17 protein-coding genes are annotated in these 14,164 nt (G+C 61.3%); 11 read left to right on the forward strand and 6 right to left on the reverse strand.

Annotation, left to right across the window (positions count from 1 at the left end; translation table 11 throughout):
* The first annotated feature begins 61 nt into the window (after positions 1–61).
* The gene (locus tag AC3WLP_RS07295) at positions 62–958 is read left to right on the forward strand and encodes a LysR family transcriptional regulator (RefSeq protein ID WP_011953132.1); all 897 of its coding nucleotides are present in this window, start codon (positions 62–64) and stop codon (positions 956–958) included.
* Here AC3WLP_RS07295 and AC3WLP_RS07300 read toward each other — a convergent pair.
* Positions 955–1,278: an ElaB/YgaM/YqjD family protein gene (locus AC3WLP_RS07300; RefSeq protein ID WP_003253078.1), complete on the reverse strand. Its 324-nt coding sequence runs from the start codon at positions 1,276–1,278 to the stop codon at positions 955–957. The two genes, AC3WLP_RS07295 and AC3WLP_RS07300, sit on opposite strands and share 4 nt — an antisense overlap.
* Before the next feature lie 150 nt (positions 1,279–1,428).
* Here AC3WLP_RS07300 and AC3WLP_RS07305 point away from each other — a divergent pair, with 150 nt between their 5' ends.
* Together AC3WLP_RS07305 and AC3WLP_RS07310 are read left to right on the forward strand one after the other, a co-directional pair.
* Entirely contained in the window at positions 1,429–1,644 is a 216-nt protein-coding gene (locus AC3WLP_RS07305) for a dodecin (protein WP_003253076.1), read from the forward strand.
* 100 nt (positions 1,645–1,744) lie between these two features.
* The gene (locus AC3WLP_RS07310) at positions 1,745–1,966 is read left to right on the forward strand and encodes a DUF1161 domain-containing protein (RefSeq protein ID WP_003253075.1); all 222 of its coding nucleotides are present in this window, start codon (positions 1,745–1,747) and stop codon (positions 1,964–1,966) included.
* A 72-nt stretch (positions 1,967–2,038) separates the two neighbouring features.
* Here the strand turns inward: AC3WLP_RS07310 and AC3WLP_RS07315 are convergent, their stop codons facing one another.
* Complete coding sequence (locus AC3WLP_RS07315) at positions 2,039–3,043, reverse strand: LLM class flavin-dependent oxidoreductase (RefSeq protein ID WP_011953133.1); 1,005 nt, start codon at positions 3,041–3,043, stop codon at positions 2,039–2,041.
* 152 nt (positions 3,044–3,195) lie between these two features.
* Between AC3WLP_RS07315 and AC3WLP_RS07320 the strand changes: the two genes are divergently transcribed.
* Entirely contained in the window at positions 3,196–3,621 is a 426-nt protein-coding gene (locus AC3WLP_RS07320; RefSeq protein WP_003253070.1) for an OsmC family protein, read from the forward strand.
* Between the two features lie 75 nt (positions 3,622–3,696).
* On the forward strand, positions 3,697–3,930 hold the full coding sequence (locus AC3WLP_RS07325; protein ID WP_003253067.1) for a DUF1161 domain-containing protein: 234 nt from the start codon (positions 3,697–3,699) through the stop codon (positions 3,928–3,930).
* 35 nt (positions 3,931–3,965) lie between these two features.
* Here the strand turns inward: AC3WLP_RS07325 and AC3WLP_RS07330 are convergent, their stop codons facing one another.
* The gene (locus tag AC3WLP_RS07330; RefSeq protein ID WP_011953134.1) at positions 3,966–4,379 is read right to left on the reverse strand and encodes a PA0061/PA0062 family lipoprotein; all 414 of its coding nucleotides are present in this window, start codon (positions 4,377–4,379) and stop codon (positions 3,966–3,968) included.
* Positions 4,380–4,434: 55 nt separating this feature from the next.
* Positions 4,435–4,848, reverse strand: a complete 414-nt coding sequence (locus tag AC3WLP_RS07335) for a PA0061/PA0062 family lipoprotein (RefSeq protein ID WP_003253063.1) — start codon at positions 4,846–4,848, stop codon at positions 4,435–4,437.
* A gap of 85 nt (positions 4,849–4,933) precedes the next feature.
* Here AC3WLP_RS07335 and AC3WLP_RS07340 point away from each other — a divergent pair, with 85 nt between their 5' ends.
* A complete protein-coding gene (locus AC3WLP_RS07340; protein WP_017147852.1) occupies positions 4,934–6,007 on the forward strand; it encodes an aminopeptidase in 1,074 nt (357 codons plus the stop codon).
* Between the two features lie 105 nt (positions 6,008–6,112).
* On the opposite strand, the gene AC3WLP_RS07345 is transcribed toward AC3WLP_RS07340, so the two are convergent.
* Positions 6,113–6,763 carry an HAD family hydrolase gene (locus tag AC3WLP_RS07345; protein ID WP_004575264.1) on the reverse strand — a complete coding sequence of 217 codons (651 nt, stop codon included), beginning with the start codon at positions 6,761–6,763 and terminating at the stop codon, positions 6,113–6,115.
* Between the two features lie 59 nt (positions 6,764–6,822).
* Positions 6,823–7,371: a gamma carbonic anhydrase family protein gene (locus tag AC3WLP_RS07350; RefSeq protein WP_004575263.1), complete on the reverse strand. Its 549-nt coding sequence runs from the start codon at positions 7,369–7,371 to the stop codon at positions 6,823–6,825.
* A 66-nt stretch (positions 7,372–7,437) separates the two neighbouring features.
* Between AC3WLP_RS07350 and prlC the strand changes: the two genes are divergently transcribed.
* The 5 genes from prlC (at position 7,438) to AC3WLP_RS07375 (ending at position 14,074) form a co-directional block, all read left to right on the forward strand.
* Complete coding sequence (gene prlC / locus AC3WLP_RS07355) at positions 7,438–9,525, forward strand: oligopeptidase A (protein ID WP_011953137.1); 2,088 nt, start codon at positions 7,438–7,440, stop codon at positions 9,523–9,525.
* Positions 9,522–9,803 carry a YheV family putative zinc ribbon protein gene (locus AC3WLP_RS07360; protein ID WP_003253053.1) on the forward strand — a complete coding sequence of 94 codons (282 nt, stop codon included), beginning with the start codon at positions 9,522–9,524 and terminating at the stop codon, positions 9,801–9,803. The genes prlC and AC3WLP_RS07360 overlap by 4 nt, the downstream gene beginning before the upstream one ends.
* A 124-nt stretch (positions 9,804–9,927) precedes the next feature.
* The gene (locus AC3WLP_RS07365; RefSeq protein WP_088512655.1) at positions 9,928–11,922 is read left to right on the forward strand and encodes a M3 family metallopeptidase; all 1,995 of its coding nucleotides are present in this window, start codon (positions 9,928–9,930) and stop codon (positions 11,920–11,922) included.
* Positions 11,923–11,992: 70 nt separating this feature from the next.
* The gene (locus AC3WLP_RS07370; protein WP_088512656.1) at positions 11,993–13,051 is read left to right on the forward strand and encodes a PA0069 family radical SAM protein; all 1,059 of its coding nucleotides are present in this window, start codon (positions 11,993–11,995) and stop codon (positions 13,049–13,051) included.
* Between the two features lie 303 nt (positions 13,052–13,354).
* Positions 13,355–14,074, forward strand: coding sequence for a carbonic anhydrase (locus tag AC3WLP_RS07375; RefSeq protein ID WP_003253046.1), 720 nt, complete (start codon positions 13,355–13,357; stop codon positions 14,072–14,074).
* The last annotated feature ends 90 nt before the right edge of the window (positions 14,075–14,164 follow it).

The raw sequence follows: 14,164 nt of genomic DNA on the forward strand, positions 1-14,164 counted from the left end.
GGCAAGCTCGGCTGAAAACCGATAAGATTGCGTAAACTTGTCAGAAAAACTCACAGGTAAAATGGCCCACGACCTCCCTCCCCTCAATGCCCTGCGCGCCTTCGAGGCTGCAGCCAGGCTCAACAGCGTCAGCCAGGCGGCGGAAGCGCTGCACGTGACCCACGGCGCTGTCAGCCGGCAGATCAAGGTGCTTGAGGAGCATCTGGGCGTAGCCCTGTTCGTCAAGGACGGGCGTGGCATCAAACTCACAGATGCCGGTGTGCGTCTGCGCGATGCCAGCGGTGAGGCCTTCGACCGGCTGCGCAGCGTGTGTTCCGAGCTCAGCCGTGATGTGAGCGAGGCGCCATTCGTGCTGGGCTGCTCGGGCAGCCTGCTGGCGCGGTGGTTTATCCCGCGGCTGGGGCGGTTGCAGGCGGATTTGCCTGAGCTGCGCTTGCACCTGTCGGCGGGTGAGGGTGACCTTGACCCGCGGCGGCCCGGGCTGGATGCGTTGCTGGTGTATGCCGAGCCACCGTGGCCTGCGGACATGCAGGTGCACGTGCTGGCCGAAGAATGCATCGGGCCGGTGCTCAGCCCACATTTCGCAGGTTTCCAGCGCTTGCAGGGGGCGCCCGCCAAGGCATTGTTGGGCGAAGCCTTGCTGCACACCACTTCACGCCCGCAAGCGTGGCCAACCTGGGCGGTGCAACAGGGCCTGGACCCGACGGCCATTCACTATGGCCAGGCTTTCGAGCACCTGTATTACCTGCTGGAGGCTGCCGTGGCCGGATTGGGCGTGGCGATTGCACCGCAGCCACTGGTCGCCGATGACCTGCGGGCGGGCCGTTTGAGTGCGCCTTGGGGCTTTTCACCTACCCAGGCGGCGCTGGCATTGTGGGTGCCACGGCGCGCCGCAGACGGGCGCGCCGAGCAGTTGGCGCAGTGGTTACGGGCGGAACTTGCGCGGCAGAGCGCTTAGTTTCGCTTGCATATCAGGTAGGCCGCCAGCAGGCCCAGCGCACCAATGGCCACACCGGCGGTGGTGTAGGGGTGCTCCTGGGCGTAGTCCCGGGTGGCTATGCCGGTCTGGCGAGTGCGCTGCTTCACTTCCTCATACGCATCGCTCAGTAGGCTGCGCGAATGACGCAGTGCGCTTTCAGCGTTGCTGCGGATTGCCTTCACCGACTTCTGGGACTCTTCCGACGCATCATGCTTGAGGTGTTCCAAGCTTTTCAGAAGGCTCTCGATCTCCGCTTCCATGCTTTCCAGGGATGTTTTACGCAGCGAGTTGCGGTGCATGTTGACTCTCCTTTGCAGTATGGGCTGTAAGGATTGCGACCCTTGGGCTGCGTGAAAGTGCGATCGAACTTTCGCTGACAGTGACCGCTCGCAGGTAAACCAGGCCTGCGCTGCTAGGCTGAATCTCACCGTCAACCATGGAGAGCACTCATGACCGATCATCACACCTACAAGAAAATCGAGCTGGTCGGGTCTTCGCCCACCAGTATCGAAGAGGCGATTAACAATGCTCTGGCCGAAGCTGGTAAAAGCATCAAGCACCTGGAATGGTTCGAAGTGGTCGATACCCGCGGCCATATCCGCGACAACAAAGCGGCGCACTTCCAGGTCACGCTGAAGGTCGGCTTCCGTATCGCCAATAGCTGAAACAACGTTGGGTTGTATGATCCCGGCGTGATGAGGTATTCAGAAAAGGGGCGCCTTGGTGGGGCCCCTTCTGATTTCATCTGCACAAGGAACGCGAGTGATGAACAAACTGATTCTGGCGCTGGGCCTGATGACCCTGGCCGGTGGTGCGCTGGCAGCGGGCAAACCGTGCGAGGAACTGAAGGCGGAAATTGCGGCCAAGCTGGATGCCAAGGGCGTCACTGGCTACAAGCTGGAGATCGTCAAGAAAGGCGACCCGGCGGGCAAGGTCATTGGTAGCTGTGAGGCCGGGACCAAGGAGATTGTTTACCGCCGCGGCTGATGCGTTTGCCCTTTCGCGGACTTGCCCGCTTCCACAGTCAACCTATGGGAGCGGGCGAGCCCGTGTCGAGGGTCACTCGGCCTTGAGGGCCTGCGCCATCAGCTCATATGACCGAATGCGGTCCGCATGCTCATACAGGTCACAGGTAAAGATCAGCTCATCCGCACCCGTCTGTTCCAGCAGCACTTCTACCTTGGCCTTTACCTTCTGCGGGCTGCCGATCATGGCCAGCCCCAGGAAGCTGGCCACCGTCTCCCGCTCATGGGGCAACCACAGCCCATCCATACTTTCCACGGGTGGCTTCTGCATCAGGCTCTGTCCACGAATCAGCGCCAGGATGCGCTGGTAAACCGAGGTGGCCAGGTATTCGGCCTTCTCGTCGGTCTGCGCCACCACCATGGGAATGCCCAGCATCACATACGGCTTGTCCAGCGTGGTCGAGGGCTTGAAATGGTTGCGGTACACGCGAATGGCCTCGTGCATGTAGCGTGGCGCGAAATGCGAGGCGAAGGCATAGGGCATGCCGCGCATGCCCGCCAGCTGGGCACTGAACAGGCTGGATCCCAGCAACCACATCGGCACGTCGGTGTCGTACCCCGGCACGGCGATCACTTTTTGATCATCAGTGCGTGGCCCGAGGTAGCGCGAAAGCTCCTCGACATCGTCCGGGAAGTCATCTGGGCCGCCAGCGCGGTCGCGTCGCAGGGCATAGGCCGTCATCTGGTCCGAACCCGGCGCGCGGCCTAGGCCAAGGTCGATACGCCCCGGATACAGGCTGGCCAAGGTGCCGAACTGCTCGGCGATCACCAGTGGCGCATGGTTGGGCAGCATCACCCCGCCAGAGCCCACGCGAATACGTGAGGTGCCACCGGCCAGGTAGCCGATCAGCACCGATGTCGCCGAACTGGCGATGCCGTCCATGTTGTGGTGCTCAGCCACCCAGAAGCGGTTATAGCCAAAGCGCTCGACATGCTGCGCCAGGTCCAGCGAGTTGCGCAGCGATTGCGCGGGGCCGGCGTCGGCGCGAACGGGCACCAAGTCCAGGGTGGAAATCTTCAGGTCACGCAGCTGCGTCATGGGGCCTCCGCAAGAGTGATTGGCCAGAGGCCGTTTTGATTCTGTATGGGCGCATTTGTTGGATTCAATGCCTGCAGTCTAATTGCACTGAACTTGCAGCAGGCGGCAGGCCTCTGAACCGTAGGTAAGCAACCCAGTGACCAGGAGGCATCATGAAAAAGACAGCATCGGCGATCTGGCAAGGTGGCCTGAAGGATGGAAAAGGTCTGCTTTCTACCGAAAGCGGTGCACTCAAGCAGAACCCTTATGGCTTCAACACACGTTTCGAGGGCACGCCCGGTACCAACCCGGAGGAGCTGATTGGCGCGGCCCATGCCGGTTGTTTCTCGATGGCGCTATCCATGATGCTCGGCGAGGCGGGGCTGACTGCGGAGCGGATCGACACGGCTGCAGAGGTGACGCTCGACAAGCAAGCTGACGGTTTTGCCATTACCGCTGTGCACTTGGTGCTCAGGGCCAAGGTACCGGGGGCCAGCGAGGCTCAATTCCTGGAGATTGCCAACAAGGCGAAGGAAGGCTGCCCGGTGTCCAAGGTTTTGAATGCGAAGATCAGCCTGGATGCGGCGTTGGTGGGGTGAAACGGTGCAACGGTGGTGGTTTGCTGTAGTCTAAAGAACGTCGGCAGCGCCACTGCCCTTTCCAGGAGCCGTTCCATGATTCGCGTAGCTATCGCTGTGTTGGCTTCCCTTGTCGCCACGTCTGCGCTGGCGGCCGTCAAGCCTTGCGAGGAGCTGAAAACCGAGATCGAGGCCAAGATCCAGGCCCAAGGGGTTTCGTCCTATACGCTGGAGATCGTGCCCAACAGCGAGGTCAAGGACCAGAACATGGTTGTCGGGACCTGCGATGGCGGGACGAAGAAGATCATCTATCAAAAGAATGATCGATAAGCACCAAGGCCCGGGGCTGCAAGGCAGCCCCACATTCACGGTATGCAGAACACTTCGCTAGGCTCGTTCACCACCACCTTGCGGTTGGCGTCATACAGCAGCACCTGCGGCTCCATTACCGGCGCCCGCGCTTCCAGGCGATAGCGTTCGCCGGCCTTGAAGTTGTCAAAGCGTACGGTCAGGTAGCAGGTTCGGTCCCTGGGTTCGGACATGATGCCGCCCGAGTAGATTTCATAATCGAAGCGCACCACCAGTTCGTGCTTGCCCGGCGTCACCTGAAAATATCGGCCATCGTCCAGACGCTTGCCGTCGAGGCGGTCGGCCATGATCACCCGGCCGGGGGTCATGGTGTACAGATCGACCCAGGCCTGCTTGGGGTCGACGGGCGGCAAGGGGCTGGCGCAAGCCCCCAGTGCACTGAGGGCGATCAGCATCATGGGCTGGCGCATGGCAAAACTCCCACTTGCGATTTACAAGTAACAAGCATAGCGCCGTTTGTGCGGTTCAGGTGCGCTGGCAACCCGCCGGCAGCCCTTGACCCAGCAGTTTTTGCTGGTGGTCGTAGAGTTTGATCCAAGGGCGGAAGCCAATGCTGCCGGCTTGCAGCTGATAACGCTGCCCGGCGCTGAAGTCCTTGAAGGTCAGCTTGACCTGGCAATCGCGCCACAATGGCTCCTCGACGGGGCCGATATTGCTGGGGTTAACCGGAAACTGATAGCGCACGGTCAGTTCGTGGCTGCCGGGTTGAACCTCGAAATAGCGGCTGTCAGCCCAGTCACGCTCATCGACCTGCACGGCGTCCAGCGACGTATTGTCGTAACGGGTGAGGTCGATCCAGGCCTGGTTCGGATCTGGGTCTGGCAAGGTTGAACAGGCAGAGATCAATAACAGTGAGCCGGCGACCAACAATGCACGCATGGCGAAACTCCCCCTTGGCGAGATAGTCTTGGAGCGAAATGGTGTTGAGCGAGTCAGACAGTCCCGGATGCTTCGACTTTTTCTTATGCAGCGCTCAGGCCTTGGGGCACTCGACCGCATTTTCACCCGTTTGGTTCCGCTGCTTGCGGCGCTCCTGCTGAACGGTTGCAGCAATGCCGCCTACTACGGGCAGCTGGCGCAGGGCCAGTGGCAGTTGCTGCGGGCGCGGCAGCCTGTAGAGCAGGTATTGGCCGACCCTGCTACCCCTGCACCCTTGCGCGCGCACCTGCAACAGGCCGAACAGGCGCGGCTGTTTGCCAGCCAGCAATTGAAACTGCCAGACAACCGCAGCTACCGGGTATACGCCGACCTTGGACGCCCCTACGTGGTGTGGAACGTGTTCGCCACGCCCGAGTTGTCGTTGCAACCGGTAACGCACTGCTTTCCGATTGCCGGGTGCGTGGCGTACCGCGGCTACTACCAGCAAGGCGCGGCGCGAGGCGCGGCGGCGTTGATGCGTCAGGATGGCCTGGATGTGTACGTGGGTGGCGTGGAAGCTTATTCGACCCTGGGTTGGTTCGATGACCCGATTTTGTCGTCGATGGTGGGCTGGGGCGATGAGCGCCTGGCTACGTTGATCTTTCATGAATTGGCCCACCAGCGCTTCTATGTGCAGGACGATACCGAGTTCAATGAGTCGTTTGCCTCGTTCGTCGAGCAGGAAGGCACGCGGCAATGGCGTGCGGCGCGTGGGCTGACGGCGGTTGGCGGGGATCAGGGAAAGCAGCGCGACCAGTTTATCCGCCTGGTGTTGGCCAGCCGTGAGCGATTGCAGGCGATTTATGCGGAACCGTTGGATGATGCACACAAGCGCCGGGCCAAGCAGGCCGAGTTTGAGCGTTTGAGGCGTGAATACCGGCAGGTGCGTGATGGCCAGTGGGGCGGTGACAAGCGCTATGACGCCTGGATGTATGGGCCGATGAGTAATGCCAAGTTGTTGCCGTTCGGGCTATATGACCAGTGGGTGCCGGCGTTTGCGGCGTTGTTTCGTGAGGTGGGTGGGGATTGGGTTCGGTTTTACGCGCGGGTCGAGCATTTGGGGCGGTTGCCGATTGAAGCAAGGAAAGCGGCGCTGCAGCGTCTGATGGTTAGCCGTTGAGATTTTTGGGCCGCTTTTGCGGCCCATCGCGCCACAAGGCCCACAAAGGCCCTGCGGACGCCGATCAATGTGGGAGGGCCGGCTGCAAAGCAGCCCTGCTGGCCCTCAAGCCTTGCTAAAAGCCTGGTGCAAATCGGCTACCGTGGCGAAGTGGAAAGCGGGTTCTTCTGCCATCAGCTCTTCCCGGCTGCCAAACCCGTACCCCACCGCGACGGCCTGCAGCCCGTTGCTGCGCGCGCCGATCAGGTCATGCTTGCGGTCCCCGATCATCAGGGTGTGCGCCGGGTCCAGCCCTTCTTCATCCAGCAAATGGCGAATCAGCTCGACCTTGTTGGTGCGCGTGCCGTCCAGCTCACTGCCGTAGATCACCTTGAAGTGATGATCGAAAGCAAAGTGCCGAGCGATTTCGCGGGCGAACTCCCACGGTTTGGAGGTGGCAATGTACAGCGTGCGGCCCTGCCCGTTCAGGGCCTCAAGCAACTCCGGCACACCTTCGAACACGAGGTTTTCGTAAAGACCGGTCACGCGGAAACGCTCGCGGTAGAAGTTCACCGCATCCCAGGCCTTGGCTTCGTCGAAGCTGTAGAACTGCATGAAAGCCTGCAGCAGGGGTGGGCCGATGAAGTGTTCGAGGCGGGCCAGGTCCGGTTCGTCGATGCCCAGCTTGGCCAGGGCGTACTGGATCGAGCGAGTGATGCCCAGGCGTGGGTCGGTCAGGGTGCCGTCGAGGTCGAAGAGGATGTTTTGCTGGTGCATGTACAGGGTTCCACTTGAGTGCTGAGTGGCCTTCTTCGCGGGCATGCCCGCGAATGCGGTCATTCAGGTTGATCGTAGCCTTCGGCCAGGTGCTGGTCCTTGAGCTTCACGTAGTTGCCGGCGCTGTAGGAGAAAAATGCGCGCTCCTTGTCGTTCAGCAGCCGGGCCTGTTTCACCGGGCTGCCCATGTACAGGTAGCCACTGACCAGGCGTTTGCCCGGCGGCACCAGGCTGCCGGCGCCAATGATCACTTCGTCCTCGACGATGGCACCATCCATGATGGTGCTGCCCATACCCACCAGGATACGGTTGCCCAGGGTGCAGCCATGCAGCATCACCTTGTGCCCGATGGTCACTTCGTCGCCGATGATCAGCGGGAAACCATCCGGGTTGAAAGGCCCGGCGTGGGTAATGTGCAGCACGCTGCCGTCCTGCACGCTGGTGCGCGCGCCAATGCGGATGCGGTGCATGTCGCCGCGCACCACGGTCAACGGCCAGACCGAACTGTCTTCACCGATCTCCACGTCGCCCAGCACCACCGCCGAACGGTCGACGAAGGCCCTGGGCCCAACTTTCGGAGTGTGTTGCTGGAAGCTGCGAATGGCCATGATAGCGTCTCTCATCTGTGCCGATAGGCAGGCTGCCTGCTGCGGTCGGCGTCGATTGTAATTAAGATGGGGCAGTGTTTCTTCTGCCAAGGTATCCAAACCGTGACTGCGAACAACCCGCTTCTGCAATCCCACGATCTGCCGCCCTTCTCGCAAATTCGTGCCGAACACGTGTTGCCGGCGATCGAAGCGATCCTGGCCGACAACCGTAAAGCCATTGCCGAGATCCTCGAAAAGCAGGGCAAGAACCCTACATGGGCCGGCCTGGTGCTGGCCATGGACGAACTGAACGACCGCCTGGGCGCCGCCTGGAGCCCGGTCAGCCACCTCAATGCGGTGTGCAACAGCGCCGAGCTGCGCGAGGCTTACGAGTCTTGCCTGCCAGCCCTGAGCGCCTACTCTACCGAACTGGGCCAGAACCGCGCGCTGTTCGAAGCCTACCAGGCGCTGATCAACAGCCCTGAGGCTGCCGGCTTCGACGTGGCGCAAAAGACTATCCTCGAGCACGCCCTGCGTGACTTCCGCCTGTCGGGTATCGACCTGCCGGCGGACAAGCAGCAGCGTTACGCCGAAGTGCAGAGCAAGCTCAGCGAGCTGGGCAGCCGTTTTTCCAATCAGCTGCTCGACGCCACCCAGGCATGGACCAAGCATGTTACCGACGAAGCTGCGCTGGCCGGCCTGACCGATTCGGCCAAGGCGCAGATGGCCGCCGCAGCCCAGGCCAAGGGCCTGGACGGCTGGCTGATCACCCTCGAGTTCCCCAGCTACTACGCGGTGATGACCTACGCCAGTGACCGCGCCCTGCGCGAAGAGCTATACGCCGCCTACTGCACCCGCGCCTCCGACCAGGGCCCGAATGCCGGCCAGTTCGACAATGGCCCGGTGATGCGCGAAATCCTCGACCTGCGCCAGGAGCTGGCCGAACTGCTGGGCTACAAGAACTACGCCGAGCTGAGCCTGGCCACCAAGATGGCCGAGTCCAGCGACCAGGTGCTGAGCTTCCTGCGTGACTTGGCCAAGCGTTCCAAGCCGTTCGCCGCCCAGGACCTGCAACAGCTCAAGGCCTACGCTGCCGAACAAGGCTGCCCCGAGCTGGCCAGCTGGGATGCCGGCTACTTTGGCGAGAAGCTGCGCGAGCAGCGCTACAGTGTGTCGCAGGAAGCCCTGCGCGCCTACTTCCCGATCGACAAGGTGCTGGGCGGCCTGTTCAGCATCGTGCAGCGCCTGTATGGCATCGAAATCGCCGAGCTGAAGGGCTTCGACAGCTGGCACCCGGACGTACGCCTGTTCGAGATCAAGGAAAATGGTCAGCACGTTGGCCGTTTCTTCTTCGACCTGTACGCCCGCGCCAACAAGCGTGGGGGCGCCTGGATGGACGGCGCCCGTGACCGTCGCCGCACTGCCGGCGGCCAGCTGCAGAGCCCGGTGGCCAACCTGGTGTGCAACTTCACCCCGGCCGCGCCCGGCAAGCCCGCCTTGCTGACCCATGATGAAGTCACCACCCTGTTCCACGAATTCGGTCACGGCCTGCACCACATGCTGACCCGCATTGAGCATGCCGGCGTGTCCGGCATCAACGGTGTGGCCTGGGATGCGGTCGAGCTGCCCAGCCAGTTCATGGAAAACTGGTGCTGGGAGCCGGAAGGCCTGGCACTGATTTCTGGTCACTACGAAACCGGCGCCGCCCTGCCCCAGGACCTGCTGGACAAGATGCTGGCCGCGAAAAACTTCCAGTCGGGCATGATGATGGTGCGCCAGTTGGAGTTCTCGCTGTTCGATTTCGAGCTGCACGCCAGCCATGGCGACGGCCGCAGCGTATTGCAGGTGCTCGAAGGTGTGCGTGACGAGGTGTCGGTCATGCGCCCGCCGGCTTACAACCGCTTCCCCAACAGCTTTGCGCACATTTTCGCGGGCGGTTACGCGGCGGGCTACTACAGCTACAAGTGGGCCGAAGTGCTGTCGGCTGACGCCTTCTCGCGCTTCGAGGAAGAAGGCGTGCTGAACGCCGAGACCGGCCGCGCCTTCCGCGAGGCGATCCTGGCCCGTGGTGGTTCGCGCGAGCCGATGGAGCTGTTTGTCGACTTCCGTGGCCGTGAGCCTTCCATCGATGCATTGCTGCGCCACAGTGGTCTTACCGAGGACGCTGCAGCATGAGTGAGGTAGCTGTGAACAAGACCAAGAAGCGCTTCATTGCCGGTGCCGTGTGCCCGGCGTGCAGCGAGCCCGACAAGCTGATGATGTGGAACGACGACGGCGTACCGCACCGCGAGTGCGTAGCTTGCGGCTTTACCGACACCCTCAACGAGCAGGGCTTGTCGGTGCCGAAGGAACTCGGCACCCGGGTCAACCACCTGGCGCCGAAAGCGGCGCCGGCCAAGGTGCAGACCGTGCAGTTCTTCCCAAATCCGAAGCTGAAAAAGCCGGCTGAGTAATCCTGTCATGCCGCCCGGGTGCAATGCCCGGGCAGGCATGGACAGGTGTTAGATAGTCAGGCCACCTGGCGCAGGCTGGCCATGCAAGCTCTCTTGCTCATTTCTATCAGCAAGGTGATGCACCATGGCCAACCCTCTTCTGCAAGATAGCCATATCCCCGTCGATTACTCTTCCATCACCCTCGAAAACATGCAGGCGGCATTCGCTCACGTGCTGCAGGCACACGAGAACGGTGTCGAACGCATCATCCGTGATCAACGAACCATGCCCACCTGGGATGACATGGTGCTGGCGTTGGATGGGCTGGATAGCCGGCTGCTGGCAGTGTTGTATGCCGCCTCACCACTGGTCGGCCGGGATACGGCGTGGGCCAACGTCATCATTGATTTCTACCGGAAAGTGACGGCGCGCTTCGAGCAAAAATTCGCCAACACGGGTTTGCATGACCTGTATGCACGCTTGGCCGGCAGTGACATCGGCAAGCAACTGGATGTCGGGAAGCGTGCCACTTTGCGTTGGCACCTGGACAAGTTCGCCGCTAGCGGGGCGTTACTCGACACCGCAGGCAAAGCGCATCTGGCAGACCTTCAAGCGCAGATTGGCACTGCACGCGAGGCGTTCCGCAGCAACATCGACCGGCCTGGGTTGAACATCACCGATGAAGCGGAGCTGAGCGGCATCCCGCAGCGGGTACGTGACGAATTGGCTGCAAGCGCACAGCAAGCAGGTAAGCAGGGGTGGTTGATTGCGTGTGACACGGTGACTACGCGTGAGGTGCTCAAACATGCTGCCAACCGCCAGTTCCGTGAGCGGGTGTACCGGGCTTTTCACGCCCGCGGCGTCAGCCATGATCGGCAACAGGACAACCGCTGGTATCTGCAGCAACTGGCGCAATTGCTTGAGGAGAAGGCCCTCCTGCTCGGTTATTCCGGCCATCTGGAGCAGAGCCTGCAGGTGAAGAGTGCCGGTTCGGTAGACCAGGTGCGCGGCTTTCTCCACGATCTGGCCGATCATGTGCGACCTGCCATGTTGCGGTGGCGTTCGCAGGTGGAGTGTTGGGCTGCCGAGCAGGGCCTGGGCAAACCCCAACCCTGGGATTTCGAGTACCTGCGGTGTGCTTCGCGCAGCGTGTTTCCTGCCGAAGCGCTGCGCGATTACTTCCCGCTGAATACTGTTGTCAGTGCGTTGCAGCAATTGGCGCAGACGTTGTTTGGTGCAGTGCTGCAGCCCAAAGCGCTGCCTGTCTGGGATGACAGCGTGCAGCCGTTCGAGGTGTGGCAGGACAGCGCTTTCATTGGCTTTCTGTATCTGGATGCCGTGCAACACGCAGGCAAGCAGCCAGACGCGGTGTTTACCACCTATGTAAGGAATCGCCGGGTCGATGCAGAGGGTATCTGCCAGGCAGCCTCGGTGGTGGTGTTCAGTGATGTGCCGCAAGCGCTGTCAGGTTCGCAGCCGTTGCTCGATCATTTGTCACTGCGCAAGCTGTTCCATGAATTCGGCCATGCCCTGCACCACCTGCTGGTACGTACGACGAACCACGTCATGTCCAATGTGACTGAGCTGGGCACCGATGGTGTGGAGTTGTTCGGCAAGCTGTTCGAACGTTGGGTCTGGGACGCGGACTACCTGGTAGCGATCTCGGCGCGCACGCACGACGGCCGCCAACTATCCCGCAAGCAAGCCAATGAGTGCCTGCGGCAGCTACGGCAGCAGGGCGTGGAGGAGATCGCGGGTGATCTGTGCCTGGCGCTGTTCGACATGGACCTGCATGGCACACCAAACGATGGCAGGACCTTTGAACAGCGACTGGGTGATGCCCGCGCGCGTTGCGGTTACTGGCCACTCGCTGACTTTGAACATCCGGCGCATGCCTTCGACCACCTTGTGAACGGCTACGATGCGGGTTACTACGCCTACCTGTGGTCGGATGTGCATGCCTTCGATGTGTTCACCCGCTTCGAAGCCGAGGGCCTGTTGAACGGAGCCACGGGGCGGGCACTGCAGGAAGCACTGTTCGCCCCAGGGGCATCGCGCCCATTGCGTGAAGGCATCGAGGCGTTTCTCGGGCGGCAATCGAGCCAGGCAGCGTATCTCAGCTGGCATGGCCTGAGGTAGTCAGACCAGAGGTGCTGGAAAGATCACGGCATGCACGATACTGTATATGAGTACAGTATTCAGGTGAGCCATGATTCCTCCAGCACCGCAAAAGGGCCGTGGCACGGCGCACAACCCACACAACCGCTTTGCCCCTGGTCATTCGGTGGCGGAAGATGATGGCTGGTACCAGGAAGTGCCGCAAACCCAGGGTACCGAGGTGCGGATCGAGACAGCCAAGTCGGTGATCAGCCGCAACACTTCACCCGACCTCCCTTTCGATCGCTCCATCAACCCCTACCGTGGCTGCGAACATGGCTGTATCTACTGCTATGCCCGCCCCTCACACGCCTACTGGGACCTTTCTCCCGGCCTGGATTTCGAGACCAAACTGATTGCCAAGACCAACGCCGCCGAGGTGCTGGCACAGCAATTGAGCAAACCGGGCTACGTGTGCGCGCCGATCAATCTGGGCTCCAACACCGACCCGTACCAGCCGATTGAGCGGGAACAGTTACTGACCCGGCGCTTGCTCGAAGTGTTACTGCGTTTTCGTCACCCGGTGACCATTGTCACCAAGGGTTCACTGGTGCTGCGCGACCTTGACCTGCTGGCCGAGATGGCCCGCCAGCGCCTGGCACGAGTGATGATCAGCCTGACCACGCTGGACGACGGCCTCAAGCGCGTGCTCGAACCCCGAGCGGCCTCACCCGGTGCGAGGTTGAGGGCCATCCGGGTATTGCGTGAAGCGGGCGTACCGGTGGGTGTTTTGTGTTCGCCGATGATTCCGATGATCAACGACAGTGAGCTGGAACGCCTGTTGGAGGCGGCCAAGGAGGCCGGTGCGCAAAGTGCGGCGTACATGATGCTGCGCCTGCCGCTGGAGGTGGCGCCGTTGTTTGAGCAGTGGTTGCAGGACCATTACCCGCAGCGGGCAGCGCATGTGTTGAGCCTGATCCGCCAGAGCCGTGGTGGCGAGCTGTATGACAGCCGGTTCGGTGTGCGCATGCGTGGTGAAGGGGTGTTTGCCGAGTTGCTGGCGCAGCGCTTTGCCAAGGCAATGAAACGGCTGGACTTCGAAGGGCGCGAGGCGCAGGCGCTGGATTGCTCGGCGTTCTGCCCGCCGGGTGGGCAGATGGTGCTGTTCTGACATGAACCCGCCCCACCAAGGGCTGCGCATTGCTCACAACGCAACTAATAACAACCAATAATTGCGCTAATACATATTGGCAGCTGATGTTTTTTTGCTATTATCCAGTTCCCGCCTTTTTCATCTGGAACGCCCGTTCTAGAGCCTTCGAATTAAGTTTCAGTTAAGTTTTCCCCGCTAGCGTAGGTAATAAGTCCACAGCGACTGTGATCTATGGCCCGTGCGTGTCATCTAAAACCCTGCATAGCCTGAATCTTTCACCGGTAAAATGGATTTACCTACACACCGTCAAGAGGATGAATCATGCCCGTCAAGGACCCATCCAAGGTCGTACCGCAGGTCCCCGCGGAAAGCGCCGATGCTGCCCTTAAGCACATCGTCGACGGCTTCCTGCGCTTTCACCATGATGTTTTCCCAGATCAGCAAGAGCTGTTCAAGAAGCTCGCCACCGCGCAAACACCACGCGCCATGTTCATCACCTGTGCCGATTCGCGCATCGTTCCCGAGCTGATCACCCAGAGCTCGCCAGGCGACCTGTTCGTGACCCGTAACGTGGGTAACGTGGTACCGCCTTATGGCCAGATGAACGGCGGCGTTTCCAGCGCCATCGAGTACGCCGTAATGGCGCTTAAAGTTCACCACATCATCATCTGTGGCCACTCCGACTGTGGCGCCATGCGTGCGGTACTCAACCCGCAGTCGCTGACCAAGATGCCTACCGTTGGCGCTTGGTTGCGCCACGCGGAAGTGGCCCGCACCGTGGTCGAGAACAACTGCTCCTGCGGCAGCGAACACGAGACGATGCAAGTGCTGACCAAAGAGAACGTCATCGCCCAGTTGCATCACTTGCGCACCCATCCTTCGGTGGCTTCGCGCCTGGCAGCCGGTGAGCTGTTCATTCATGGTTGGGTGTACGACATCGAGACCAGCAAGATCGAAGCCTACGACGCCGCCAGCGACAGCTTCCTGCCCTTGGCCGCGGGTGAACCCGTTCCCTGCGCCACTCCGAGAGGCCGCTACTAAGCGACCCGTCCGCTGCTAGAACCTTGATAGCCGGCTGCACCCTGCAGGGGTGTGGCACGGCATTCGGCTGCCTTGAATTCCCTGACTGCC

This window comes from Pseudomonas sp. FW305-E2 (assembly GCF_058782925.1).

Coding starts and splice junctions, on each gene's coding strand:
- AC3WLP_RS07295 (WP_011953132.1), top strand. CDS start 62: ATGGCCCACGACCTCCCTCCCCTCAATGCCCTGCGCGCCTTCGAGGCT.
- AC3WLP_RS07300 (WP_003253078.1), bottom strand. CDS start 1,278: ATGCACCGCAACTCGCTGCGTAAAACATCCCTGGAAAGCATGGAAGCG.
- AC3WLP_RS07305 (WP_003253076.1), top strand. CDS start 1,429: ATGACCGATCATCACACCTACAAGAAAATCGAGCTGGTCGGGTCTTCG.
- AC3WLP_RS07310 (WP_003253075.1), top strand. CDS start 1,745: ATGAACAAACTGATTCTGGCGCTGGGCCTGATGACCCTGGCCGGTGGT.
- AC3WLP_RS07315 (WP_011953133.1), bottom strand. CDS start 3,043: ATGACGCAGCTGCGTGACCTGAAGATTTCCACCCTGGACTTGGTGCCC.
- AC3WLP_RS07320 (WP_003253070.1), top strand. CDS start 3,196: ATGAAAAAGACAGCATCGGCGATCTGGCAAGGTGGCCTGAAGGATGGA.
- AC3WLP_RS07325 (WP_003253067.1), top strand. CDS start 3,697: ATGATTCGCGTAGCTATCGCTGTGTTGGCTTCCCTTGTCGCCACGTCT.
- AC3WLP_RS07330 (WP_011953134.1), bottom strand. CDS start 4,379: ATGCGCCAGCCCATGATGCTGATCGCCCTCAGTGCACTGGGGGCTTGC.
- AC3WLP_RS07335 (WP_003253063.1), bottom strand. CDS start 4,848: ATGCGTGCATTGTTGGTCGCCGGCTCACTGTTATTGATCTCTGCCTGT.
- AC3WLP_RS07340 (WP_017147852.1), top strand. CDS start 4,934: ATGCAGCGCTCAGGCCTTGGGGCACTCGACCGCATTTTCACCCGTTTG.
- AC3WLP_RS07345 (WP_004575264.1), bottom strand. CDS start 6,763: ATGCACCAGCAAAACATCCTCTTCGACCTCGACGGCACCCTGACCGAC.
- AC3WLP_RS07350 (WP_004575263.1), bottom strand. CDS start 7,371: ATGGCCATTCGCAGCTTCCAGCAACACACTCCGAAAGTTGGGCCCAGG.
- prlC (WP_011953137.1), top strand. CDS start 7,438: ATGGGGCAGTGTTTCTTCTGCCAAGGTATCCAAACCGTGACTGCGAAC.
- AC3WLP_RS07360 (WP_003253053.1), top strand. CDS start 9,522: ATGAGTGAGGTAGCTGTGAACAAGACCAAGAAGCGCTTCATTGCCGGT.
- AC3WLP_RS07365 (WP_088512655.1), top strand. CDS start 9,928: ATGGCCAACCCTCTTCTGCAAGATAGCCATATCCCCGTCGATTACTCT.
- AC3WLP_RS07370 (WP_088512656.1), top strand. CDS start 11,993: ATGATTCCTCCAGCACCGCAAAAGGGCCGTGGCACGGCGCACAACCCA.
- AC3WLP_RS07375 (WP_003253046.1), top strand. CDS start 13,355: ATGCCCGTCAAGGACCCATCCAAGGTCGTACCGCAGGTCCCCGCGGAA.